This is a genomic window from Timaviella obliquedivisa GSE-PSE-MK23-08B (genome assembly GCA_019358855.1).
Lineage (GTDB): Bacteria > Cyanobacteriota > Cyanobacteriia > Elainellales > Elainellaceae > Timaviella > Timaviella obliquedivisa.
Map to the genome: position 1 here is coordinate 312,739 of JAHHII010000003.1, position 24,480 is coordinate 337,218.

General features: G+C 45.7%; 19 protein-coding genes and 1 pseudogene. 15 read left to right on the forward strand and 5 right to left on the reverse strand.

Features of this window, described 5'->3' with window-relative positions:
- Window positions 1-42: 42 nt before the first annotated feature.
- The 9 genes from KME11_07390 (at window position 43) to KME11_07430 (ending at window position 10,667) form a co-directional block, all read left to right on the forward strand.
- Window positions 43-267: a DUF433 domain-containing protein gene (locus tag KME11_07390; protein ID MBW4515032.1), complete on the forward strand. Its 225-nt coding sequence runs from the start codon at window positions 43-45 to the stop codon at window positions 265-267.
- The gene (locus KME11_07395) at window positions 264-401 is read left to right on the forward strand and encodes a DUF5615 family PIN-like protein (protein ID MBW4515033.1); all 138 of its coding nucleotides are present in this window, start codon (window positions 264-266) and stop codon (window positions 399-401) included. The genes KME11_07390 and KME11_07395 overlap by 4 nt, the downstream gene beginning before the upstream one ends.
- An 8-nt stretch (window positions 402-409) precedes the next feature.
- Window positions 410-766: a DUF5615 family PIN-like protein gene (locus KME11_07400; GenBank protein MBW4515034.1), complete on the forward strand. Its 357-nt coding sequence runs from the start codon at window positions 410-412 to the stop codon at window positions 764-766.
- Window positions 767-842: 76 nt separating this feature from the next.
- Window positions 843-1,037, forward strand: a complete 195-nt coding sequence (locus tag KME11_07405) for a hypothetical protein (GenBank protein ID MBW4515035.1) — start codon at window positions 843-845, stop codon at window positions 1,035-1,037.
- The gene (locus KME11_07410; protein MBW4515036.1) at window positions 1,021-1,560 is read left to right on the forward strand and encodes a phage tail protein; all 540 of its coding nucleotides are present in this window, start codon (window positions 1,021-1,023) and stop codon (window positions 1,558-1,560) included. Before KME11_07405 ends, KME11_07410 begins: the two co-directional genes overlap by 17 nt.
- A 14-nt stretch (window positions 1,561-1,574) precedes the next feature.
- Window positions 1,575-7,694 carry a hypothetical protein gene (locus KME11_07415; protein ID MBW4515037.1) on the forward strand — a complete coding sequence of 2,040 codons (6,120 nt, stop codon included), beginning with the start codon at window positions 1,575-1,577 and terminating at the stop codon, window positions 7,692-7,694.
- A 33-nt stretch (window positions 7,695-7,727) separates the two neighbouring features.
- Window positions 7,728-8,177, forward strand: a complete 450-nt coding sequence (locus KME11_07420; GenBank protein MBW4515038.1) for a hypothetical protein — start codon at window positions 7,728-7,730, stop codon at window positions 8,175-8,177.
- 93 nt (window positions 8,178-8,270) lie between these two features.
- On the forward strand, window positions 8,271-10,262 hold the full coding sequence (locus KME11_07425) for a VgrG-related protein (protein ID MBW4515039.1): 1,992 nt from the start codon (window positions 8,271-8,273) through the stop codon (window positions 10,260-10,262).
- Window positions 10,263-10,274: 12 nt separating this feature from the next.
- Window positions 10,275-10,667 (forward strand): DUF4280 domain-containing protein, encoded by a 393-nt coding sequence (locus KME11_07430; protein MBW4515040.1) that lies wholly within the window; start codon window positions 10,275-10,277, stop codon window positions 10,665-10,667.
- 31 nt (window positions 10,668-10,698) lie between these two features.
- On the opposite strand, the pseudogene KME11_07435 reads toward KME11_07430, so the two are convergent.
- A pseudogene (locus KME11_07435) lies at window positions 10,699-10,851 on the reverse strand (IS1 family transposase).
- A 371-nt stretch (window positions 10,852-11,222) separates the two neighbouring features.
- On the opposite strand from KME11_07435, the gene KME11_07440 reads away from it, so the two are divergent.
- The 5 genes from KME11_07440 to KME11_07460 all read left to right on the forward strand — a co-directional run bounded on the left by KME11_07440 (window position 11,223) and on the right by KME11_07460 (window position 17,848).
- Complete coding sequence (locus KME11_07440) at window positions 11,223-12,311, forward strand: hypothetical protein (protein MBW4515041.1); 1,089 nt, start codon at window positions 11,223-11,225, stop codon at window positions 12,309-12,311.
- An 86-nt stretch (window positions 12,312-12,397) separates the two neighbouring features.
- Window positions 12,398-12,811 (forward strand): hypothetical protein, encoded by a 414-nt coding sequence (locus KME11_07445; GenBank protein ID MBW4515042.1) that lies wholly within the window; start codon window positions 12,398-12,400, stop codon window positions 12,809-12,811.
- Between the two features lie 291 nt (window positions 12,812-13,102).
- A complete protein-coding gene (locus KME11_07450; protein ID MBW4515043.1) occupies window positions 13,103-14,890 on the forward strand; it encodes a serine/threonine protein kinase in 1,788 nt (595 codons plus the stop codon).
- A gap of 42 nt (window positions 14,891-14,932) precedes the next feature.
- Window positions 14,933-16,015, forward strand: a complete 1,083-nt coding sequence (locus KME11_07455) for a glycosyl transferase (GenBank protein MBW4515044.1) — start codon at window positions 14,933-14,935, stop codon at window positions 16,013-16,015.
- 174 nt (window positions 16,016-16,189) lie between these two features.
- Entirely contained in the window at window positions 16,190-17,848 is a 1,659-nt protein-coding gene (locus KME11_07460; GenBank protein ID MBW4515045.1) for an AarF/ABC1/UbiB kinase family protein, read from the forward strand.
- Window positions 17,849-18,115: 267 nt separating this feature from the next.
- On the opposite strand, the gene KME11_07465 is transcribed toward KME11_07460, so the two are convergent.
- On the reverse strand, window positions 18,116-18,478 hold the full coding sequence (locus KME11_07465) for a hypothetical protein (protein MBW4515046.1): 363 nt from the start codon (window positions 18,476-18,478) through the stop codon (window positions 18,116-18,118).
- 219 nt (window positions 18,479-18,697) lie between these two features.
- Between KME11_07465 and KME11_07470 the strand changes: the two genes are divergently transcribed.
- Window positions 18,698-19,423 (forward strand): peptidoglycan-binding protein, encoded by a 726-nt coding sequence (locus tag KME11_07470; protein MBW4515047.1) that lies wholly within the window; start codon window positions 18,698-18,700, stop codon window positions 19,421-19,423.
- Window positions 19,424-19,924: 501 nt separating this feature from the next.
- Here KME11_07470 and KME11_07475 read toward each other — a convergent pair.
- The 3 genes from KME11_07475 to KME11_07485 form a co-directional block, all read right to left on the reverse strand.
- The gene (locus KME11_07475; GenBank protein ID MBW4515048.1) at window positions 19,925-21,046 is read right to left on the reverse strand and encodes a 5-(carboxyamino)imidazole ribonucleotide synthase; all 1,122 of its coding nucleotides are present in this window, start codon (window positions 21,044-21,046) and stop codon (window positions 19,925-19,927) included.
- Window positions 21,047-21,186: 140 nt separating this feature from the next.
- Window positions 21,187-21,570: a response regulator gene (locus KME11_07480; GenBank protein MBW4515049.1), complete on the reverse strand. Its 384-nt coding sequence runs from the start codon at window positions 21,568-21,570 to the stop codon at window positions 21,187-21,189.
- Between the two features lie 76 nt (window positions 21,571-21,646).
- The gene (locus KME11_07485) at window positions 21,647-24,406 is read right to left on the reverse strand and encodes a response regulator (protein ID MBW4515050.1); all 2,760 of its coding nucleotides are present in this window, start codon (window positions 24,404-24,406) and stop codon (window positions 21,647-21,649) included.
- Window positions 24,407-24,480 lie beyond the last annotated feature (74 nt).

Sequence of the window (24,480 nt, forward strand, 5' to 3'; positions counted from 1 at the left end):
GGGGATGCTCTAGAATAAAGACAATCCTTGGAAAGTAAGCCAATGAATTACAAAGATATCATTACTACAGAACCAGGAAAAAGAGGCGGTAAGCCTTGCATTCGAGGGATGCGGATAACAGTCTATGATGTTTTGGAGTATCTAGCTACAGGAATGTCTCACTCAGAAATCTTGCAAGATTTCCCTTATCTTACAGAAGAGGATATTCTTGCTTGTCTAAGCTACGCTGCCGATCGAGAAAAAGTATCAATGGTTGTAGAAGCGTGAGATTGTTGTTCGATCACAATCCTTCTCCATCGCTAGTCAGTCGTTTAGCAGATGTTTATCCTGGTTCAAGCCATATTTACTTGCTGAGTTTAGACAAAGCTTCAGATACTGAAATTTGGGGCGGTGTTGAATGAAAGTATGAATTTGCTCAAAGCCCCTTTCCTTCAAGAGAGGGGTTGGGGAGAGGTCTATCTCGCTGCATTGGCGACTCAACCTAACCCCTAGCCCCTTCCCTAAAAGGGCAGGGGAACCGGATTTTCATACCTTCATTCAGCAACGCCAAATTTGGCAGTATGCTCAACAGGAAGAATTTTTGATCGTCACAAAGGATGCTGATTACAGTGAACTCTGCTTAATGCGGGGCTTTCCTCCAAAGGTAGTTTGGATTCGACGTGGTAACTGTAAAACAGCAAATATCGAATCACTTCTACGAGATCATTACGGTGATCTTAAAATAATGGAAGCTAGCATTTCCATAGGCATTCTCACCTTGTTCTAGTCTCATCCTCGACTTTTAGCTACTACCCAGATTTTGCCCTACTTCTTATGCTCTTGTCAGGGTTAGGGGTTTGGCTATGGTCGATGAAAATTGGAAAATACGGACGATCGCCAATCAGCCAGAAGTGGCAACAGCGATCGCTAAACTGACGCAGCAAATTTTGCAAAATCCGTTGCAGTTACAGCAGTTGGGCGATCGCGTCTATGAACTGTTGCAGCAAGATTTACGCATTCACCAAGAACGGAGTCGTGGGTATGGAAAGCGCTTCTAAGACGGCTAATCATGAATTCAACTATGTCACGAGTAACCGCTTTTACGTCGAAATTGAAAGCACTATTACTGCCTGCTTTAGCGAATGTTCTGGCTTGGGAATGCAAATTAAAAAAGAAACATTTATGGAGGGCGGCGTTAACGATCAGCAGCGAATTATTTTAGGACAAACTGAATTCACTGATATTACTTTAAAGCGAGGAATCACAAGCGATTTATTGTTTTGGACTTGGATTAGCAAGATCTTGACTCCTCGCAACAGCGGCACTGCTACCTCCAATCATCGTCGCAACGTTAATATTTTGACCTTTAACCAAGCTGGCGAAACCATGCAATGCTGGACGTTAATTGGAGCAGTGCCTTTAGCCTGGAAGGCTCCCTCGTTGACCGCCAATGGGTCTAGCGTTGCCATTGAAGAATTGACCCTTGCTTATGAAGGCTTAAAGGTAGTCGCAAGTTCGGGCGGCGGCGGTGCCACCATGTTGACAGGGCGCGGCGCTTCTGGATATTTCTCAAGTAATTAGGAGATGGGAAAACCATGTCAGAAGCCGATCGCATTGACCCTGATCAGGCTGAACCCGCTCTAGAACCATTAGGAATTAAAGAGCCGTTGCGATCGCCATCTACTTTAGGGCAGTCTAAATTTTTGATGCCGCTAGGGTTGCGATCGCTATCAGTGTTGCAGCCTATTGCCGTGCATCCGCAGGTCGAGAATTTCGATTTTTCTTCAATTCAAGCTGCTGAACCTACCCATTTCCAAGAGCCAGAATCTACGCCTAATCTGCAACGCTCTGGTCTGTCAGAACCCAATGATCAACCTATTCAACTAAAGCCGTCTACCCACCCGAAGCCTCATCCCGGCACGTCACTCTCCCACCCTATGCAAGGCGTTGTCCAGTTTTTCAAGTCTGTTCTAAGACGAAAAGATGCGCCTATCCCTGAGAAAACTTCTACTCCAGAGTTGCTTTCTGTTACCAATTTGCCCCAGCCTATTTCTGAAGCACCCTCGCTGATTCAGCCCCAGCGGAACAATGCAGCTACTCCATCACTGCCCCAAACTACGTCATCTTTGGAACTTGCTCCAGAACCTGCCTCTCCATCTTTTATCGAAACCCTCGACTCTACAATTCGGCAGCGCCCAGACTTCAATTTAGACGTTCAGAAACAGACAGAAAACTTGCGAGAAGGAACGGTTACTCAAGCTGTAACTCAGCAGTTTCTCACCTCAAATTTAGAGGTTCAGCAATGTGCAAAAGACACAGAAATAAATGCTTCAAAAGAGACTGATTTACCATTTGTAAATAGTCAAACCTCGCTTCAAGAGAATTCTGTTTTCTTGTCTGTCGATAGTCAAGATGCGGTTCCAGTTGACGGCTTAGATGCGATCGCGCTAACGCAATTTGATTTAGAAAATAGACAAGACTTAAATCCACAGAAAATCACCTCAGAGAATTTTCTAATCCCAGCGTCAAACACGATTCAGTCACAGCAAGAAGACCAATCAAGTCAAGAAATTTTTCCATCATTTTCACAGAAAACAACTCAATTAGAGAACTTAGTAGACTACCCAGAAATTACAACGGTAGAAACAGATTTAGACAATCCTTTAACAAGAGAAGAAGTAAGCGCTTCTAAGAGGTTGTCTGAGAAGTCTAAGTTGCTATCCAATCCGCCCCCTAAATCCCCCATTTTGGGGGACTTCCGAGCCACTCCTTCTTCAAAGTCCCCCAAAATGGGGGGTTGGGGGGCGAGTGTAAGAACCTTTGATACTTCTCAGACATCCTCTAACAACGAGCCAGCAGAATCTTCGCAAATTCAACGGCAATCAGCACAGAGTATTGATTCTGTGCTACCTATTTCTTCAGTAGAAATTCTGACAGAGATGAAGCCAGCAATACAAGCTGCTTCCAATAATCAACAGGCGATTCAACCTAAAGACAATGCTCAGACGAATCAAAATCGGTCAGTTATTGAAACACGTAATGAAGAGTCGAAGAGTCAGGATTTACCAACAATTCAAAGAAAAAATGTTGTTCTCAGCAATCAGCATCAACCCAGCACGATAAATGCTGTTGAGATAAATACCCTCCAGGCAAAACAAGAAAATAGTTTAGAGGAAATCTCCTATTCGCTTTCGCTAGAAACAGACGCAGGCAAACAGTCTATTATTCAAAGTCCTTTTCCTATCTCTCCAGAAGCCGGAGAACCAGAGGATGTGACCAGTATTCAGCAATTTGCAGAAGCATCGGCTGAGAATGGAACCGAGAGGGCGATCGGGTTTATTCCAGAAAGGTTTACTCCAGAAAGGTTCACTTCAGAAATTGGACAACAGGAGACACCTCAACCTCAACCTTCACTTCAGATTAGGAAAGAGCCGCCGCCTACAGAAATAAGTGAGTCTCTCCTGGAGTTAGTGGTTCCTGCCGAATCTATTACGCTTGCCTCACTACCGCAACTCCAGCAGAGATCTGATTGGACTGACCCAACAAGTGCCAACCCCGAACTTCTTTCTTTAGCAGAACCACTGCTGGTCAGCGAGCCGAAGCGTGATGAAGAACCTGCAAGCTTACACAAAAAAAGTGATGGTGATGCTCCTCTAAGTCCAAATTCTCTGCATCATGACACGTCTGTAAGCAGTCACAATGCGGCTGCACTTAATCAAGATGCGTCTTCAATTCATCTCAATTCAGCCTCAATTTGTCAGGATGTAACTTCAACCCATTACGATTCATCCGCACCTAACCCCGATACGTTCTTGATTGATGAGGACACGTCTTTACGCGATCGCAGCCCATCTTCGATCGTTAATCACGGTGTTAGTAGTCACGGTGTTAGTAGTCACGGTGTTAGTAGTCACGGTGTTAGTAGTCACGGTGTTAGTAGTCACGGTGTTAGTAGTCACGGTGTTAGTAGTCACGGTGTTACTTTAGACGCGCAAGAAAACTGGGTAGGCTTTGCTGCTCCAGATGTTCTCCAACTGCGAGAAGAAGCTGAAGTCTTAGACCTGTCTTCTGAAGAATCTTCGCAAATGCTTTTAGGAGATTTCATTCCTTCACCTGAATCATCTCTGCAAGATGGGGCTTCTGTCGAGGTTGCTGAACTTAGTTCGCTAAGCATTCAACGTCGGGTTGAAAATGCCTGCACAGATACCGTAGAAGTTGCTGTAACCGGAGAGAGTGTCTCGTTAGGAGAGATTTACGGGGAAAATGCAGATGCGACAATTCAAAGGCAAAGCAATGAGATTGGCGATCGAGAAAATGATTTTCCTCTCTCTACCCGCTCAGGCTTCCAAGATCTAATAGAACCGAACGTTGCTAATGCTACAAGCGTTCGAGAACCAGTAGTTCAACGCTACTCTGCCATAGAGAATGCTCAAACTGTTACTCAGTCCCCTAACTCAATTCGCTTAGAACCTGATTTAGAAACATTGCCTAACTTACAAGGTGATGGATTTGAGGGGGAGATTGTCACTGTTTCGTCGGAGTTTACAGAACTAGAAACGCCGCTTCAAGACATTAGCAATGAGTCGTCACTACCAAATGCTCCAACTCTAGAAAAGTTAGGGGTTCCAGAAATTCGGCGAGAGTTAGAGGAATCTGTTAACGAAAGTCCTATTGAAACTAGAGAATTTTCTGATATTGAATCAGAAAATCCTTTAAAGAATGAAACGTTATTGGCTTCAGTTAGTGATTCTGGTGCATTCGTTGAATCGTCGATTATTCAGCGAGAGTTAGAGGAATCTGTTAACGAAAGTCCTATTGAAACTAGAGAATTTTCTGATATTGAATCAGAAAATTTTTTAAAGAATGAAACATTATTAGCTTCGGTCAGTGATTCTGGTGCATTCGTTGAACCGTCAATATCCGATTCTTTTCAAATAAATCTAGAACAGTCTGAGCCATCAGCATCTGAGCAATCAGCAGTTGCCTCTAGTCTTCAAAACGTATTTGCAACAGAATCATTCAGTTCTCAGCCCCAACTTTTAACAGCATCGGAACAGCCTAACCCAGAGCCACAGAACTTTCCAGAGGATATTCTTGATGCCAACTCTGCATTCGCTAGTAGCATTCCAGATGTTCAAACTGCTTCTGTTAGTGCTAGTGAAATTCAAGCAGACTTTGCTTCTGTAGAAGAAAGAGTTGCAGACAGCGTTAACTTTGTGCCCGATTCGATCGCTCAATTTTCAACTGAACCAGCGATCGCCCTTTCCCCTTCAGAATCATTTGTCGATCATGATTCTCAACTCAATTATTCTAAAAGCTCAGAACGTACTCATTCTCTGACAGATGCAATTTCCAATTCCTCTAATATTCAGGGAAGAGTTGAATCTTTAGAGCCAGTTGTACAAAACTCAACGCCATTCAACAATGTGGCGTTACCTACAGAAATACATTTAAATTCAACTTTCCAAAGCATTCACGAAGTTGTAGAAAATACTTCTGATATTTCTAATCAGCCTGTTGCCAAAGCTCCAACGATTCAAGCAGCCTCTACCAGTTCTAGCGGCGCTTTTACTAATACTTATGCAGTTCAAGAAAATGCTGCTGTAGAGGTAAACAAGTCAGCCTACTCTCAGCCTGACTTGAATGCGATCGCCAGCGAGAAACACGAAACCAGTCAAAATGTTTCCTTAAAAGATGAACTTGGAGAGAGAAATGCTGCATCACCTTCCACCGATCAGCCATCTCTCTTCCTCACGACCGGGAAATCAGAGCTTGATATTACAATTCAGCAGCGCCCGATCGAGAATATTGACTTTCCTTCTGCCATTGTCGAGGCAGAAATTTTATCGCAAGCACTGTTTAGCAACCCAGCCACAGAGAACTCACCTCCTTCAAAAAATTTATCTTCTTCAGCAAGTGAGCTACAACCAGAACGGCTTGAAACTGATAGCCTCACCTTTTTAGAAAGTTCTACACAGATTCAACAACCAGAACGACCTGAAACTGACAACCCCGCAATCTCACAAAGTCAAAGCTCTCCAGATATTCCACTTGATTCAGCAAGTTATTCACAGAATGAGACACCTGTAGTACCGCTCAGCCCTCACACTATTGATTCTTTATTCTCTTCATCTATCCATCCTGGTTCTAATATTCAGCGCTCTACAGATAGTGAAACTATTGCTGAACACGAGAATGCTATCTCACAAAGTTCTCCAGATATTTCACTTGAGTTAGAAAGTCGTTATTTTGGAGAAAGCCTTAGAGCAGAAACATCAAGCGAAACGCTTCTTGGATCTTCATCTGAAGCGATCGCTCAACCCTCTAGCGAATCTGCGATCGCCATTCCATTCACAGAACCGTCTTCTCAGGCGATCGGCAATACATGGGATATTTCATCTTCTTACGACTCTACGCCGAATGGTCGCAGAGATGCCCAAATTGCCGCTTCACAGAATCACCTGCCTGTTGACAGTGAAAGTTCTCACGTTCTTCCTAATCCTCTAAGCTCTGATATTCAGCGGTTTATAGATGGTTCTTCTGAGCATTCATCGCTTCCTGCTCAGCTCGATAATTCTGAACAATCAGAGGCGGTAAATCTTTCATCATCCCAACTATCCACTGATTTGCCGCAACTCCCTAGATTTTTGCAAGACTTAACCGTTCTCAAGCCTTTAGTACAGCGATTACACCTCAATACCATAGCTGGATCAGTTCAGTCCGGCGCACTAGATGATCTGCCTCTTGAATCTTCGTATGAGACGATCGCTCAACCTTTTAGTGAACCTACGATCGCCATTCCAATCCCAAGGGCAGAACCCTTTATTCCGATCGCTAATGATAGGAATACTACGTCTTCTTACGATTCCACGCCGAATGGGCGCAGAGATGCCCAAATTGCCGCTGCGCAGGATCATCTACCTGTTGAGAGTGAAAGTCCTCTTGTTCTTTCCAATCCCCTCAGTTCGGATATTCAGCGTTTTATAGATGGTTCCTCTGAGCATTCATCGCTTCCTGCTCAACTCGACAATTCTGAACAATCAGAGGCGGTAAGTTCTTCATCATCTCAACTATCTGCCAATTTGCCGCAACTCCCTAGGTTTTTGCAAGACTTAACCGTTCTCAAACCTTTAGTACAGCGATCTCTCCGAGATACCCACAAGGGGTCGCCCCTGCATAATCTATCCGATGAGCTACCTGTAGAATCATCTGATTCTACTATTCCTCTGCCGTTTCAAAACTCATTCTCTAATTCTTCTCCACCTCATCACAAAAACCCCAATTTAGCAATTCAAACCCAACCATCATCTAATACTCAACCCACCCCGCCTTCAGCGCTAACGAACGCTGCTGCAACCGTTTCAGCCCATCCAGGCACCTCACCTAGCGCTTGGTCGAGTATTGCAGAACTGATTAATCCAAAGCCCACTCAGCCTCAGCAAAGCCACTCTACCAACTATTACTCGCCTCTTGCCCCTAACCTGATTCAAGCCAAATTTGCCACCCCAACCCTACAAAAAGAGCCCGCTCCTAACGCGCCTATTGAAGTCCTTAACGCGCCTACTACTACCCTTTCCAGCAATGACTTTCAGCAGGAAGCCCAGATTGACACACTCCTTGAAACCCTAGCTCAAGAGATCTACGGTCTGCTGCGCCAAAAAATGGAAATTGAGCGAGAAAGACAAGGCAGAAATTTGGGCAGAATGCCGTGGTAAAGCCCTAAAAAATAGCGATAGATTGAGGAAAACATGACTGAACAACCTGTTAAAGCCCATCTGATTAGCCAAGACAGTACAGACAATATTGAATTTATGTTTAACCCGACAGAGTTGCGCTTTAGCCGAAGTGCAACTATCAAAAGTTCTGAGGGAGCAACCACGGCTGGAGGATTGCCCAAGGTAAGCTTTGGCAGCCCGCAACCCTACAGCCTTAGTATTGGTAACATTTTGTTTGATACCTATGAAAGTGGCAAAGATGTCATGAATACTTACATCAACAAATTGTGTCAAGGCGTTGAGTTTGCCGCCTCATTGGGACGACCTCCAGTTTATATTTTTACCTGGGGCAGTCAGCAATACTTAAAATGCTTTGTTAAAACTTTGTCCTATCGATTGACGATGTTTCTTCCCGATGGAACTCCTGTAAGAGCAATTGTTGACTTATCGTTAGAGCAAATTGACACCACTAGCAGTTCTTGAAAGCCAGAGCAGCAGGAGAGTATTCGACTTTTGGAGAGTAGTGCAATTTGATGCAATTTATTAACCTGAGGGTGCTCCCCTGGGTAGAATCCTATGCCAAGTTATCTGGCTAAACCGACTCTAAAGATTAACGGTCAATCTGCTTCAGATGCAGTGATGGAGGATATTCTGCAAATTTCTGTAGAAGAAAGTCTGCATCTGCCAGGGATGTTTACTTTAGTGATTAATAACTCTGCTTTTTCGGGGCGTAGTGGGGATACTTTTTGGAAACATATTGATGTGTTTTCCATCGGTGATCCGGTAGAAATTGCCTTTGCTGCTAGTACAACGGCTTCTAGCGAATTTGATGATGCTAACAGCGGTACGGTGTTGAAGGGTGAAGTCACGGCGATCGAGGTAAACTTTACCAGCGATTCTCAAGCTCCTATTATTATTCGGGGTTATGACGTATCCCATCGATTGCACCGAGGACGAAAGATCCGTTCCTTTCAAGATGTCACTGATAGCGATTTGGTGAAGACTGTGATGGGGGAAGTGGGAATTACAAGCGGAACGGTCACGACGACTAGCACCACTTATCCCTACGTTTTTCAAGAAAATCAAACGAACATGGAGTTTTTGCGGGAACGGGCTGCCCGCAATGGGTTTGAATTATTTGTCCAAGATGGCAAGCTCAATTTTCGTAGCCCGACAGCAGGTACCACCATAAATTTGACCTGGTTGCGCAACTTGAATAGTTTTCGGGTGCGGGTTAGCAGTGCTGATCAGGTCAGTTCCGTGGAAGTGCGGGGCTGGGATTATGTGAAAAAAGAGGCGATCGTTTCGACTAAAAGTTCGGCAACGACAGTACAAACATCTAATGACCATGGGGTCGGGGCAGATACTAGCAGTAGTTTTAACGGCAAGCCTGCGTCTCCCAAAATTACGGTGGTTGACCAGCCTGTAGGCAGTACCGCTGAGGCAGATGCGATCGCCCAAGCCCTCATGAACGAGATGGGCGGCGAATTTATTTATGCCGATGCTAAAGCCGAGGGCAATCCCTTAATTCGAGTCGGCAAAGTCGTCAGCTTGAGCGACATGGGCAAATACAACGGCTCCTACTACATCACAGAAGCCCGTCACATTTACACTGGAGGCTTCTATTCCACAGAATTCAGCGTCCGGGGTTTACGCAGCGGCGATCTGATGTCTACCTTGTCTTCTCCTACCCGGCTCAAGCCAGGGCAAACGATGCTCGTGGGCATTGTCACCGACAACAAAGATACTGAAAGCTTAGGACGGGTTAAAGTTCAGTTCCCCACGCTAACGACAACTCATGCCAGCACCTGGGCGCGGGTTGTTGGGGTGGGTGCTGGGGCAACCCGGGGGTTTGATTGTCTGCCCGAAGTTAACGACGAAGTATTAGTAGCATTTGAACATGGTGATATTCATCGTCCTTACGTGCTAGGAGGAGTCTGGAATGGTACTGATGCGCCGCCAACGGTTCCTGAAAATTCTGTGGGTGATGCAGGAGTACGGCTCAGAACGCTTAAGACTCGCTTGGGACACATTTTACAGTTTGTGGAAGAAGATAAAGATGATAGTAAAAAAGGCGTTTATTTAACCACCGTAGATGGACATAAATTACATCTAGATGATTCAACTAAATTTATTAAAGCTGAAACCGCTGGAGGTCACTCTATTTTCATGGATGATGAGGGGAAAAAGATTGAGATTAAAACGACGGGCGGACACACTTTGACCCTAGATGATAACTCCCCAGGAAAGATCGATTTCATCTCGACTGGAGATATCAATATGACCGCAGGAAGCTCAAATAAAATCACGATTAAAGCAAAAGATATTGAACTAGCTGCCACCTCTTCCTTCTTAGCAAAAGTGATGAACAATAAACTTGATATTAGTACGTCGGCGATCGCGGCTGAAGGCACTAATGCAACGCTAAAAGCAACAGCAGCAGCAAAGGTCGAAGGACTCAATACGACGGTATCTGGATCGGCTGCTGTCAAGGTTGAAGGAGCGCTTGCCAGCCTGGAAGCAAGCGGCATGGCGAAAGTTCAGGGTTCGTTAGTCAAGATTAATTAGAGGTTGTCGATCATGGCTCAACAAGTTTGTGCAGGCGCAATGATGACTTGTTCGTTTGGGGTTGCACCCAGCGCTTTAATGGTGATTCCTAAAGGTATGCCAGTTACGGCAGGCGGTCCATTGGCAGCCACGATTATGGATTTTGCCCCGATCGCCAATATTCCCCCATTTAGTATGTGTACTACGCCCTCTAATCCTATGGTTGCCGCTGCCACGGCTGCCGCATTCGGTGTATTAACGCCAATGCCCTGTATTCCGGTCACGCCTGCTCCCTGGATTGTGGGCACACCAACGGTATTAATTAATAATTTTCCGGCGTTGAACAGCACATCTAAATGTATGTGTGCTTGGGGCGGTGTCATTCAATTTACTTATCCCGGACAGGTGATGGTGCAGGTTCCATAGCTGTGATAAAAATTTAAGAGAGGATATGATTCACACGAGTCATATAGGTCTGGCTAAGAATCTGGTTTCCTTCCTCAATGAACATTGGATAGACCTGCCAACCATCAGTGACATAGAAAAAACAGCGCCAGCACTTGACGATCGACCATAAAGTCTTGAACCTCTCCGCATTGCGATCGCCTATCACCCGTGCTATTGAGATCACTATAGTTCCTGAGAATACTCACATTTGTCAGTCAAGTTGTGCCATTGTGCCTGTGTAGAGCCGTTGAGCACAATATCTCGCCGCCAACATCATAACTTTGCCAAGAACCCATTTAGCGTGACATTTTCCATCTGGTCACTCTGTTATGAAAACACTTGGCATAAAAACTTTACGCGCGAGCTAAAAAATTCAGAATACTATATGGAAACGCTTGTTGACTAATCTGCATTAAGTCCGGTATGCAAAGAACAATCTTCAGGAATATTGTAGTGTCTTGTTCAGTTTCAACGGGCAGGTCGAGCAGGTATCTATTGGTAAAGACACGATTTAAGCTCTAGAGAGTCAAATTTATGAATATTCAAAAGTCTTCTGGTTTAGGAAAGATAGTTTCATCCAGCATCAAACTTTTTTTGATCTTAATTTCCACCTCTTTAGCCCTCAGTAGTTGTACAAATCGTGATTTCAAAATAGCTCAGGCTCTGAGTGAAGAAGCAGAGAGGTTGAACGAACTCAACGAGAATGTTTCTCTAGATATTTATAACTCGTGTGTACGTTCAAACAATTGGCTCAACAGAGACACCTCTCAGACCGGACAAAACATCAGAGACGGTTTAGAACAATGTGACCAAATATATCGATCAAATTCAGATCGCGCTCGCATCGTCGGTCAGCTTTTAGTAGGGTATGTTGAAGCCATTGGAGAACTCACCGTGGGGAGAGAAGAGGAAGTTCAAGCAAAATTTGAATCTATTGGTGCATCTCTCAAAGAATTAAGAGTAGAGACTGGCAACTCAACTTTGCAGTTTACAGATGACACGATTAATACCGGAGTTAATATTGCGACTTTTTTAACCAATTTACTTTTGACAGACTTCCGAAGAAGAAACATTAAAGTTGCTGTCGTTTGTACTGACCCAGATATTCAATCGTACTCTATGGGTTTTACCAGTTTTATTGATGAAATTTATATGCAAGGACAGCTTGATGATGAAATTGACTCTATTACTCGTTATTACCTTCAAACTAATCTTTTGAGCGATGTAATCACTCAGCCTTTAAGTCCTGAATCTGCGCCAGAACTGCAAAACACACAAGACAGACGCAATGCTGAGTTAAGAGACGAACTATTAAAGGTCACTGACCGAAAAAACACGGCATCGACTTATATCAATCTCATTCAAGCAACTGCTGCTACCCACGCTAACCTCAAGCGTATTTTTAATGATGGCAAAGATGAGATATCTCCTGAGCAGACCGCTAAATGTAATCGGTATTTTGCTCAAGATGAGACAAAAACGAATATGAAGGCTGTAGAGACTGACTTTCCAAATCAGGAGATGAGTCAGTTTGAGTTGGAACAAGCGAGAAAAGAGGTAGACGCATATATCGAGCGAGTAACACCCTTATTAGAAAGCTTGGACTTAAAGCCTACTCATTAAGCACTGTCCTTCCTTGAATCATCCTGATCAGGGATTAATCATCAACTAGTCATTAAACAATCATCAATCAGCAGGAGAATAAGCAGATGAAGATGGCAAAGGACATTACTATAGGTGAACTTGAAGAATGGAGAAAACAGGTTTTAGAAGCCTATAAAGAGGGTAGTAATCAGGTAGAGACCGCATTTTTTAAACACAAGAAAATTTCTTGGCAGCAAAAGCGTGATGCGGAAGGAGAGTTGCAGAAGCTTAAGCTCCTAGCAGCGCAGTTATTGGGCTTGATCGCAAGTAGGAGACTGGATGATTTGCTCTCTACGGACGTGGATAGCCCTGCCTCAAGAATTGGTATTGCAACTGATAAACTAAAGGTAGCAGCACAAAGAGTTGATAAGTTTCTAGAGTTTTTGCAGGTTGTTGCTGATGTGATTCAGATTGCCAGCGGTCTTGTTGTCGCTATTCAAACGGGTGCGATCGCCCAGATCAAAACTGCCCTTGATTAATGCAAAGAATGCCTCTGTTGGAGAGTAGTGTTCAAATTTTAAGATGCTTAGCCATTATATGAATGCTTAATGCTTATGGTACATCCCAGTTTTGCACCCTCACCCTAAATCCTTCTCCCTTTCTAGGAGAGGGATTTTGATTCTGGCTCCCTTCTCCTGCTCTGGGAGAAGGATTGGGGATGAGGGTGGATAGAATTCTAGAACATTCTCTGGCTGAGTATGACTGCTCATCCCGTTGTCAATAAGCTAAAGTTGTCTCAGTGTTAACACTCACCAACCTCTCTAAGATTTATGAACGCAACGGGTAAAGTGTTGCAGGGCGGCAAATATAGCCTCGACCAACTGCTGGGCGAAGGTGGCTTTGGCATCACCTATAAGGCGACTCATCATTATTTGGGTCAAACGGTTGTCATTAAAACCCTCAATCCTGCTAACAAAAACCATCCGCAGTTTGCAAAGTTAGAGCAACAGTTCCAGGATGAAGGGCGCAGATTAGCGCTGTGTGTTCATCCTAATATTGTGCGGGTCAATGACTTTTTTATTGAAGCAGGCGTGCCTTATTTAGTGATGGACTACATCCCAGGCGAAACGTTAGAAGAAGTCGTCTTCCCAGACAAGCCACTGCCAGAAGCGATCGCCATTCACTACATTCGTCAAGTCGGCGCGGCGCTGCAAGTCGTCCACCAAAACGGGCTGCTGCATCGGGATATTAAGCCCCAGAACATCATTTTGCGGCAAAACACCCAAGAGGTAGTGCTGATTGACTTTGGCATTTCGCGGGAGTTTACTCCGGGTGTGACCCAAACCCACACCAGCATGATTTCTGAGGGCTATGCCCCCGTTGAACAATACATCACCCAACAGCAGCGAACGCCTGCCAGCGATGTTTACGGTCTGACGGCAACGTTATATGCCCTGCTAACGGCACGAGTTCCGGTTGCGTCAATTCTGCGCGATCGCCAAACCATGCCCACGCCCGCCGAATTGCAGCCTTACCTCAGTCCTGAAGTTAATCAAGCCGTCATGAAAGGGATGGCGATCGATGTTCACTATCGCCCTCGCACGATTGAAGAATGGCTGTCTATGCTGCCCGACTACGCGCCTATGGCAGGAGAACCTATCACTCAACCACCTAGCCTTTTGCCCGCCAGTCCGCCGACTGCGCCGACGATGGCAGTAAGTCCTCGCTACTCTTCTCCTAATGTTTCTGCGCCAAATGTTTCTACGCCACCTGCCGCGTCTTTTGTGCCGCCCTATGCTTCTCCAAACGTTCCCACCAATGCTCGTACCGTAGTAGGGCTTGCCCCCGACCCTAACCCGCCTCTTAAAAAGAAATCAGGGAGTTGGGGTTTTGCTTTTTTGGGACTTGTGGCGATCGCTAGTATTGTGACAGCTGCCATTGGAGCCGTCTGGTTTCGCTCTCAGCAATTTGCCGACCTGCCTGATTCTTTGCCGACTGAATCGGTTGACCCTTCGCCCTCGCCTCCTCCTGAACCTTCCCCTGAACCCTCGCTTTCTCCTTCGCCATCGCCTTCTCCTGAACCTTCCCCTGAACCCTCTCTGGCACTAGAAGAGATTCAGCCGATCGAACCCACCAAACCTAATAAACCCCGCAAGTCAGACCGTGATGACGATCGCGATGACGACGACGATTCTTCGGGGCGCACCCGCCGCAGCGTCCGTGGAATTGCTACAGGCACCTCACAGCAAGAGGTAGAGGCACTTCTGGGAAAACCCGATAGTGAGGATGACGATGCTTACTGGGCAAATACGCGCTCTACCCGGTATGACGTGGTTCCTGATCAGGTGAGCTTGGGTTACATCTATGACAAGGACAGCGATCGCTTGCGTCAAACCGAGGCTTCGTTTGTTCAGTCGGTCGATACTCTGACGATGCGAGTAACACTAAATGGAATGTTGTCGAATCAGTTGACTGAAGAGATTGAGGAAGGGCTGGCTGCAGTGCGCGATCGCCAATCTAATCAATACAGTTTTCGGGTTGGGTCGCTTCAAGGCGTGATTCAACGAAACGAGCAAGACCGGGTTTATATGGCGGTATGGGAGGATGGACTCCATTAACTTTTTGACTATTTCTGATTCCCGTTATTTTTTATTTTCATAATGCCAACACCAACGCCAACGCTATATGTTGCTGTGACGAATCATGGCTTTGGACATGCTACTCGGATGGCAGCTTTGGTTGCTGAAATTCAGCGCGTTTGTCCTGAAATCTTAGTTATTTTGGCGACTACTGCTCCTCGATGGCTGCTAGATTCTTATATTCAAGGGGATTTTATTCATCGGCATTCAGCGTTAGATATTGGCATTATCCAAAGCGATAGCGTCACGATGGATCAGGACGCAACGCTGGCAAAGTTGAAGCAGTTTCGGGCTGAGGAGCAGGCGATCGTTGCCCGTGAGGTGACGTTTCTGCAACAAAATCGGGTGGATTTGGTATTAGCAGATATTCCGCCTCTAGCAACCACGATCGCCCGTGCCGCCAAGGTGCCTTGCTGGATGATTAGTAACTTTGGCTGGGATTTTATTTATCGTCCTTGGGGCGGCGAATTCATAGAAATGGCAGATTGGATTGCCGCAAAATTTGGCGAATGCGATCGCCTGTTTCGGTTGCCTTTCCATGAATCTATGAGCGCTTTTCCCCATATTACTGATGTCGGCTTAACCGGAGGATTGCCCCACTTCTCAGTTGCCGAAATGCGAGAGAAATTTGGGATTACTACCCCCGTCGAAAAAACTATCCTGCTAACGTTTGGCGGTTTGGGACTCGCTAAAATTCCCTACTTAAATACTCAAAACTTCCCCGATTGGCAATTCATTACCTTCGATCGCCAAGCACCCAATTTACCCAACTTAGTTAAGGTAACAGGCGGTCAATATCGTCCCGTAGACTTTATGCCGCTGTGCCGCGCCGTAGTCTCCAAACCGGGATACAGCACCTTTGCCGAAGCCTGCCGCATGGACACGCCCATCATCACGATTACCCGCGAAGACTTTGCCGAGTCGCCTGTGCTGCTTGCCGGAATGCAAGACTGTCACCCTCACCAAATCCTCACGCCAGATGAATTCTCTAAGGGAGATTGGCAGTTTCTAGAGCAACCATTTCAGCCCCCTCGGACAGACTGGCGACCCACAAAGAATGGCAATGAAGCGATCGCGCAAGCCGTGGTGGATGACTGGCTATAAAATCCCTATCCATTACGCAACGCTATCTCACAGCTTTAAACCTTGCAGTCTTAATATCTTGTGATTCGGTAGGCACAAAGTTTTACGCCTATCAAACTTTTCTGGAGAAACGTATCCTCCAACGAATTCAAAAAAGTATCGCAGAATAAGTGTATTGTCTCCTGCCCCCTCCTTATGCCTGTCTTCTTTAATCCTATTACTCGTCAGCGAGACATCATCGAAGTTCTCATTCGTCACGGTTGGGACTACATGCGCCAACTCCTAACTTTGGGTAAAAGCGATGAGCCAGAAATTCCTGCCCCCGAAATTCTCTGCAAAATCCTCACTGACTTAGGGCCTGTTTATATCAAGCTAGGGCAATTGCTCAGCACCCGCCCCGACTTGCTGCCCGCTTCTTACATTGAGGCATTGAGCAATCTGCAATCCAATGTGCCACCTGTAAAATGGGCAGATATTGAAGTCGAGATTCGGCAAGAGTTGAAGCAGCCTTTAGAAGAAGCGTTTGCACAGATGAATGAAGTGGCGATCGCGGCAGGCTCCATTGCTCAAATCCACCGCGCCACCCTCAAAAACGGTCAACCTGTCGCCGTCAAAATTCAACGCCCCGGCATCGACATTACCGTAGACCGCGACATTTCCATGTTTAAGCAGATCGCTGCCCTCCTCTCCACCACCAAATTCGGCAAACGCTACAACATCGTCTCCCTCGCCGAAGAATTCAGTACCTCTCTCCTAAATGAACTCGACTTCACCCTCGAAGCCACCTACACCGATCAACTCCGTCACAACCTCAGTCAGGGCAAATGGTTTGATCCTACTCAGATCGTTGTGCCTCAGGTTTACCCCGAACTCTCCAGCAAAAAAATTCTGGTTCTAGAATGGCTAGAAGGCAAACCTTTTCTGCAAGCCAAGCTAGAAGGCAAAAATTATGGTGGCGATGTTAAAGCCGAACGCCGCGCCTTCACCACACTGCTCTTCCGGGCATTCCTCCAGCAGTACCTTGCCGATGGCTTCTTCCACGCTGATCCGCATCCTGGTAATTTGTTCTACCTCGAAGATGGAAGAGTCGGTATTTTAGACTGTGGCATGATGGGTGTGCTGGACTCGCGCACTCAATCTTTGATGGTCGAACTGGTGTTGGCAATTATTGACGCTGATCCTGAGCGTTGCGCCCAAATCACGCTGCAACTGGCAAAACCTATGGATATGAGCCAGCCTATTAACCTCCTTAGCCTTCAAACTGACTACGATCGCCTTCTTCGTCGTTATCTTAACGTCAGTCTGAGTAACCTGAATGTTGGCGAAGCTTTCGGAGCCATTCTAGAAGCTGCGCGCCTTAACAACCTCAAGCTTCCTAGCAACATTGGTCTGCTCACTAAGTCCATGGTTAACCTAGAAGGAACCGGACGCGAGTTCGATCCATCGGTCAATGTTGTTGAGGAAATTACGCCGCTGATGTCTGACCTATTTCAGCGCCAACTCATTGGCAAAGACCCGGCGCGATCGCTCCTGAGAACTGTTCTAGAGTTCAAAGAACTATCCCTAGAGTCGCCTCGACAAATCGGCTTTTTGCTCAATCGCCTGAGTTCCGAAACTCTACGGATTAACCTCAACATCCAAGACTTTAATGCCATGCGCCGCACAATGGATGATGCCGCCAATCGGCGATCGTTTAGTACGGTCGTCGGTTCACTGATTATTGGTGCAGCCATTTTATCAACAGGGCAGCAAACGCCGCAGGTGCATTTAGTCGGCAATATTTTCTTTGGCGCAGCGAGTTTGTTAGGACTATGGTTAATTTTTACAATCTTGCGATCGGGGCGGTTGAAGTAAGTTCATCGTGCTGATGTGAGGCATATCATAAACTCTTGGCAGGACTCTATCTACTTTCGTAAGCTAAGTATTTTTCAACACCAGGGGTTTGATCCATCAAACCTTGATGACGGATGCAACTTGGTAGACTGAATACATTGATACTGAATACATTGATTAGGTACATTGATTGGGCTAATTTGACCTATGACTATTGCGATCGCCCATCCAGTAAATGCAACAAAAGTAAATACAACAAAAGCCACTCAGCTTGGACGTGTTGATTATTTAGTCACTGGCTAAAGCTTCGACTGTTTGACGATATGCAATAATTGTGAAGTTTTTCTGTTGCTCTTTCAAAGTATATAAAATCACGTTGGAGAGATCTTTGGAAACTAGCGTCCGTACTTCAACTTGAGTTTCAACATAGGTCGTTAAAGGAGTTTCGCTCTCTAGCTTGCTGTCATCATTGGCTCCAGCAAGAGCTTCAAAGCGCCCTTTTCCCTCCACTTCAGTCACGGTGTAGCTTTTTACCTTAAGATTTCTCAACAAACCAACCACACTGTCTTTCAGCACAGTTTCACAAATGATGGTGACTAAAACGGCGGGTTGAACAAGTTCATCAAGGGAGGATTGTTCAAAATCAAGCATGGTTCATCAGGAGATAATCTACCTATTTAGTATGCGCGATCGCGGTTGTTCCTCAAAACAGCAAAGACAAAATAAGGGCGAGCAAGTTTGCTAATTTAAGATTTGTAAAGGGCGGCGACTAAAAAAAGGTTTCAAGCTTAGAGTTGAGGTCGAAAAATCCCTAGGCAGCGGTTAAACCTTAATTTGTCTACAAACCTGATTCTCAGAGAAGTCATCGGCATGAAGATATCGGCAATGAACAGTCGTTACACTCGTCTCTCAAATTCCCCTCGCGCTTCATTTCTTCCCGTCGTCCCCCTTGCTGGACTATTCGTTGAAATAGCTGCTTTGCTCTTCATTGGTTTAGGTCAGGGTTCTGCCTTCGCGCAGGAACGCCCTCGTAATACTCCCGCAGCTACTCCTACGGCACAACCCGGTGGTGGCATACGCCCCATTCTCACGGTGGGCGATCGTAGCGAATCGGTTTCCGAGCTTCAAGCCATGCTTAAACTACTGGGCTACTACACTGGCACCGTCGATGGTGTTTACCAAGAGGGTACTGCAACTGCCGTATCAGCATTCCAACGCGCTGCCGGGTTAACCGCCGACGGTGTTGCCGGAACTGCGACTTGGAACCGTTTGCTTCCGGTTGCTAATACTGCTACTCCAGTTACACCGACTCCTACTCGTCCTTCGCCTGTCACGCCAGCGCCTGTTACGCCAGCGCCTTCTCCGGTAGTTGCCCAACCCACAACGATCTCCCTGCCGATCTTACGGCTGGGAACACGCGGTTCAGCCATTAGCCAGCTTCAGCAACGCCTGCGAAGGTTGGGCTTTTTTAATGGAGTCGTGGACGGTGTATTTGGGGCAGAAACTGAAAATGCGGTTAAGGCAGTGCAGCAAAATTATGGGTTAGACGCGGACGGTGTGGTCGGTTCAGCAACTTGGGACGCTTTGCTTCAATAAGTACTTTAAGAAGTAGCTGGGGAAGAATTCTTTCCTTTCATATTCATTCTTTAAACTTCTGTTAACGATCGCCAACTTTAGTAAACATTCCGGGCGATCGAGAGCACAGTTGAGGGCACAGATGCTATCTTGAATTCAGGTACAAAGAAGCAATTACTCAACCCAGATTCTAGATTAGAGCCTGTACCTCCTGCCCTAAATCTAGCCGTAGCGCTCAGTTGTAGCAATTTCACTCCCTGTAACAAAATGTAAGTGAGATGCGATCGCACTAAATGTATGCCCTTTCTTTGACTTCGCATTAGTGCCCGCGCCACCAAAGCTCAATGTCTCCTAAGAGACAGCCTAAAAACAGGATGAATTGTGGGCTGCTGAGAATCGCTACGGATTCGTATAAACCCTCTCTACTTAGTTTTGACGAATCGAATCATCCTTGAAGGGTCTGACAGCCTCCTGTCAGACCCGCTCTTATTAAGATAGAAAGACGGGCTAGAAATAAAAGCTTTACCGATACCAAATAGATTCAATGTTCTGGGCGATCGCCATTGCTTGCTCCCGATCAGCAGATGATAAAGTGACGGTTACATGTCCCATTTTGCGCCCCACCCGAGCAATGCTTTTGCCATACCAATACACGTGGGCATGAGGAATTTGCTCAAGCTGTTGGCGCTGCGATCGATAATCTTGTTCTGCTGATTCGTAGCCTAATAGATTGACCATCACGGCTGCTGGACACTGCAACGCAGGATTACCCAACGGCATTCTACAAACCGCTCTCAACTGCTGCTCAAACTGAGAAGTAACGCAGGCATCAAGACTATAGTGTCCTGAATTATGAGTACGAGGAGCAGTTTCGTTAACCCAAACTTTACCATCTGTCAAAAAAAATTCAATGCCCATCATGCCTACGAAATCTAGGCTGTTAAGCAAAGTCCGAGCGATCGCTTCCACTTGCTCAACAATGGCTGGCTCCTGCGGCAGCACTAGCACTCGCCGACAAACCTGATCGACCTGCTGAGTTTCTACGACTGGGTAAATTGTTATTTCTCCAGTCAGCGATCGCGCTGCCATCACCGCTAGCTCACAATCAAAGGCAACAAATTCTTCTAAAAGCCATTGTTCTGACCCATTCTCGAACTCATCTAGCAACCGTTCTAAATGCGATCGCGTTTTGGCAATAAACGTTCCCTTGCCATCATATCCGTGCTGCCGAGCTTTGAGCACAACCGGAAACCCCAGTTGACCTAAATCAGTTCCTTCAGACAGCGCCACAAATTCCGGTGCAGGTAGATTGAGGCGTGTGAGATAAGAGCGTTGATTATATTTGTCGAGTAGAGGAGCCAAGGATGAGAGGCTTGGGTAAAAAGGAACGTGTTGCGCCAAAGGCGAAAGTGCTGTCAGATTAATAAATTCGTTCTCAAAAGTAATGACATCGCAGAGGGGAACAAGCTGGGCAGTGGCGGCGGCATCATCAATGGCGGCAAAAATAGTTTGAGTGGCGATCGCCACCGCCGGGTCATCAGCTTGGGGCGTTTGCACCATGAGTTCTAACCCCAGCTTTTTAAGCGCATCTGCCATCATCCAGGCAAGTTGCCCACCGCCAATAATCCCAACTCGATTGGTCATAGCCCTCTCACTCTGCATCAATTTCTATCGACGTATCATAAGACTAAATCTTTGCCAATTGCAGAGTCACTATTTATCCAACCCCAGAATCCTTGACCGTGCCCTAAAAGCCCGGATCAAGGATGTCAATTGCAGAGTCACTATTTATCCAACCCCAGAATCTCTGATGCCTTTCTAACAATTTCGTCTGGATCAAACGGCTTAGTCATATAAAGGTTGGCTCCCATCTCCTTGCCTTTTTGCTGATCAAATTCCTGCCCTTTAGCAGTCAGCATAATAATGTGAACATCCTGGGTGCTAGCATTTTGTTTGGCAATTTGGCATACTTCAAACCCATTCATTTTCGGCATCATGACATCTAAAAATACAAGATTTGGTTTTTGGGTTTGAATAATTTCTAGCGCCTCCGCTCCATTTGTAGCAAGCAAAAGCTCAACGCCTTGATCTTCTAAATCTTCCAGCGTTTGCTCCATCAAAATCCGAATATGAGCTTCATCATCAGCAATCAAAATACTTTGAGTCATGAGATTTTCCTTGATCTTTCTGCTTAGTCTTCTATTTCTCTCAATCCAATTTCTCTCAATCCAAGGCTATGATTCGTTATCCTACCCGTTGAGCTAGTTTGGGTGCAGTGCAGTCTTGTTGCACAACAACGAAAACGACGTTCTTCAAACCGTTGTCAAATCGTAGGGTTTGGACAATATTGTGCTGTTCCGAGGCTTCGGCATTGATGATGATCATATCGGGTTTAATTGAGAGAGCTTTTTCAATCCCTTCAGAGCCTGTCGTTGCTTCTGTGACGGTGTAGCCTTTAGAGACTAAAACATCGCTCAAGATTTTTGCGGTAGAAAGATCGGCATCTACCACCAGCACTTTTTTATGAGAAATCTCTTGCGTTAAGAGCATTTTGATATCACTCAAAAGCAACTCTGTATTGATGGGTTTACTGAGATAGCGATCGACCCCTAAGCGATAGCCTCGTTCTTTGTCTTGAATAATGGAAAGAATGATAGTCGGAATGTTCATCGTCGCTGGATTGTTTTTCAAAACTGCCGCCAAATCAAACCCGCTAATATTGGGCATCATCACATCTAAAATAATGAGATCGGGGGGAAGTTCTTCAACTAAGCGCAGGGCTTCAATGCCATCTTGAGCAGTTCTAATTAAATAGCCTTCGGCTTCCAATTCTTGGCGAAGCAATTCTCGAATATGGGGTTCATCATCCACCACAAGCAAGTTCTTTTGACTACCGTTTGAAGAAACCGCTCGATCTACGTTTTCTTTAAGTTGTTGCACCAAAGAATCCAGGTGTATTGAGATGGCTTGAGTAGAGACGGTAGTAGGAAGACTAAAAGTAAAACTACTGCCTTGACCTAGCTGGCTTTCTACCCAAATCCGTCCGTTGTGATGTTCAATAATTTGTTTGCAAATGGGGAGTCCTAAGCCAGTGCCCTTGGGCTTGTCGGTCATCACTTCACCGACTTGTTTGAACTTCTCAAAAACTTTAGGCTGATCTTCCAGGGCAATGCCAATACCCTGGTCTATGACGCTGACAATGATATTGCCCTGATGATTATGCGCCCGACAAGTGATCGTTCCTACGGGGGTAAATTTTATAGCATTGGAGAGCAGATTAATAAGGACTTGAATGAGCCGATCGCGATCGCCTACGACTTCGGGTAAGTCAGGTTCGATTTGGCGAATGATCTGGAGTTTAGCAGCTTGTGCTAAAACAGCGGTAGCCGCGATCGCCCGGTCAAGAATTTCGGAGATGGGCAAAGGCTGCATATCCCATTCCACTTTGCCTGCCTCAATTTTGGCAATGTCTAACACATCGTTAATGAGTGAAGTCAGGCGATCGCCCTCAGTAATAATAATGTGAAGGTTTTCACGGACTTGTTTAACAGTTCGTTGAATTTTGGGGCTATCTGTGGTGACAGCAGGCAGCACGACATCTTCTAGCTTTTTCTGGATGAGTTTAGCAAAACCTAGGACTGAGGTCAGAGGAGTGCGTAGCTCATGGGAAACTGTCGAGATAAAGTCGGTCTTCATCTGATCGATTTCTTTCTCTACGGTGATATCTCGAATTAGCACAACCGAACCCAGATAGGTTTGATTAGTAGCACCTTGCTCGGCGATCGCCGTTACGCGGGCTTGTCCAATCCGTTCATGGGTTAACGTGACCTCTGAAGTTAAAGATGCAGCGGGGCTAATGTAGTTTTGTGTGACTAAACCTGTGACATCTTCTTTAAAGACTTCAAGACAGGTCTTTCCTTCAAGGTGTTCATGCGTTAATCCAACCATTGTTAACAACACTGGGTTAAACCGAATGATTTTCCCTGTAGCATTCGTGACCAACAAGCCGTCTCCTAAGCTGTCAATAATGACGTTTAACTCTTGAGTCCGTTCTTTGACCGTTTTCTCTAGTCCATCGCGAGACTTTTCGAGTGCCCAAGTCCTTATTTCTACCCATTCAATCAGTTGGTTTAGCGCAGTTGCTAAGGTGCCTACCTCATCTTGGCTGAAGATGTCTGAGCGAAGGCTAAAGTCTTGTGCATTAATGACCTGTTGTGCCATCTGTTCTAGTTCTGTCAAAGGGCGAGTAATAGAGCGGCTAATGGCTGTAGCAAGTAAGGTAGCGATCGCGCCAGAAGCAATAATACTCAATGCTACAGCCCAGTTCCGTAGGGTATTGGCTCGAAGTGACTCTGCGTCTGCCTCCACACTCTCTTCTCGGGACGCTTCAATTTGCCCGACGAGGTCGTCTGAAATCGCGTCAAACTTGATAGCCAGATCACTATTGGTAAATTCGAGCAACCGAGCTTGAGCCACCTGAAGTTGACCCGGGTCTTTAAGTTGATTGAAATCAATTTCTGTTGCCAAACCATCAACAGTCTGAAGATACGCATCTGGTATGCCATCGTAAGTTTTCAGAAATTTGATGAGCGCAGTATCGCTTTGGCTGAGATGGGATTCTTCTACAAAATCAGCGGCAACTTCTTCAAGATCTGCCCACGATTTTTCGATTCCAAGGGTGTGATGTCGAATATGGGCATATTCTGTCCGGAAATCCTCTGGGTATTGTAGAAGGGGAATAAGCTGTTGCTGATGGGTACGAACCTGTAAAATGCTCGTTTGCAAACGACTTTCTAAAGCAACTTCGTACTGCGCATGTTTTCTAAGGCTTTCCGCTTGGTTTGCTCGGTTATTGCTGAGGATAATACCTAAGGTTGTTCCAGCGATCGCCACTCCTACCACTACGGCATACCCAAAAGCAATTTTTTGAGCAACCTTCAAATGATTAAACCAATGATTTATAGATAAAAAGGGTTGAGGGTTGAGAATAGGAGGACAACTCATAGAGATTATAAGAATTCGGCAAGGAGCCTCCTTAGCATTCCCACCCAATTGTCTGATCTTGCTGACATTTTTAC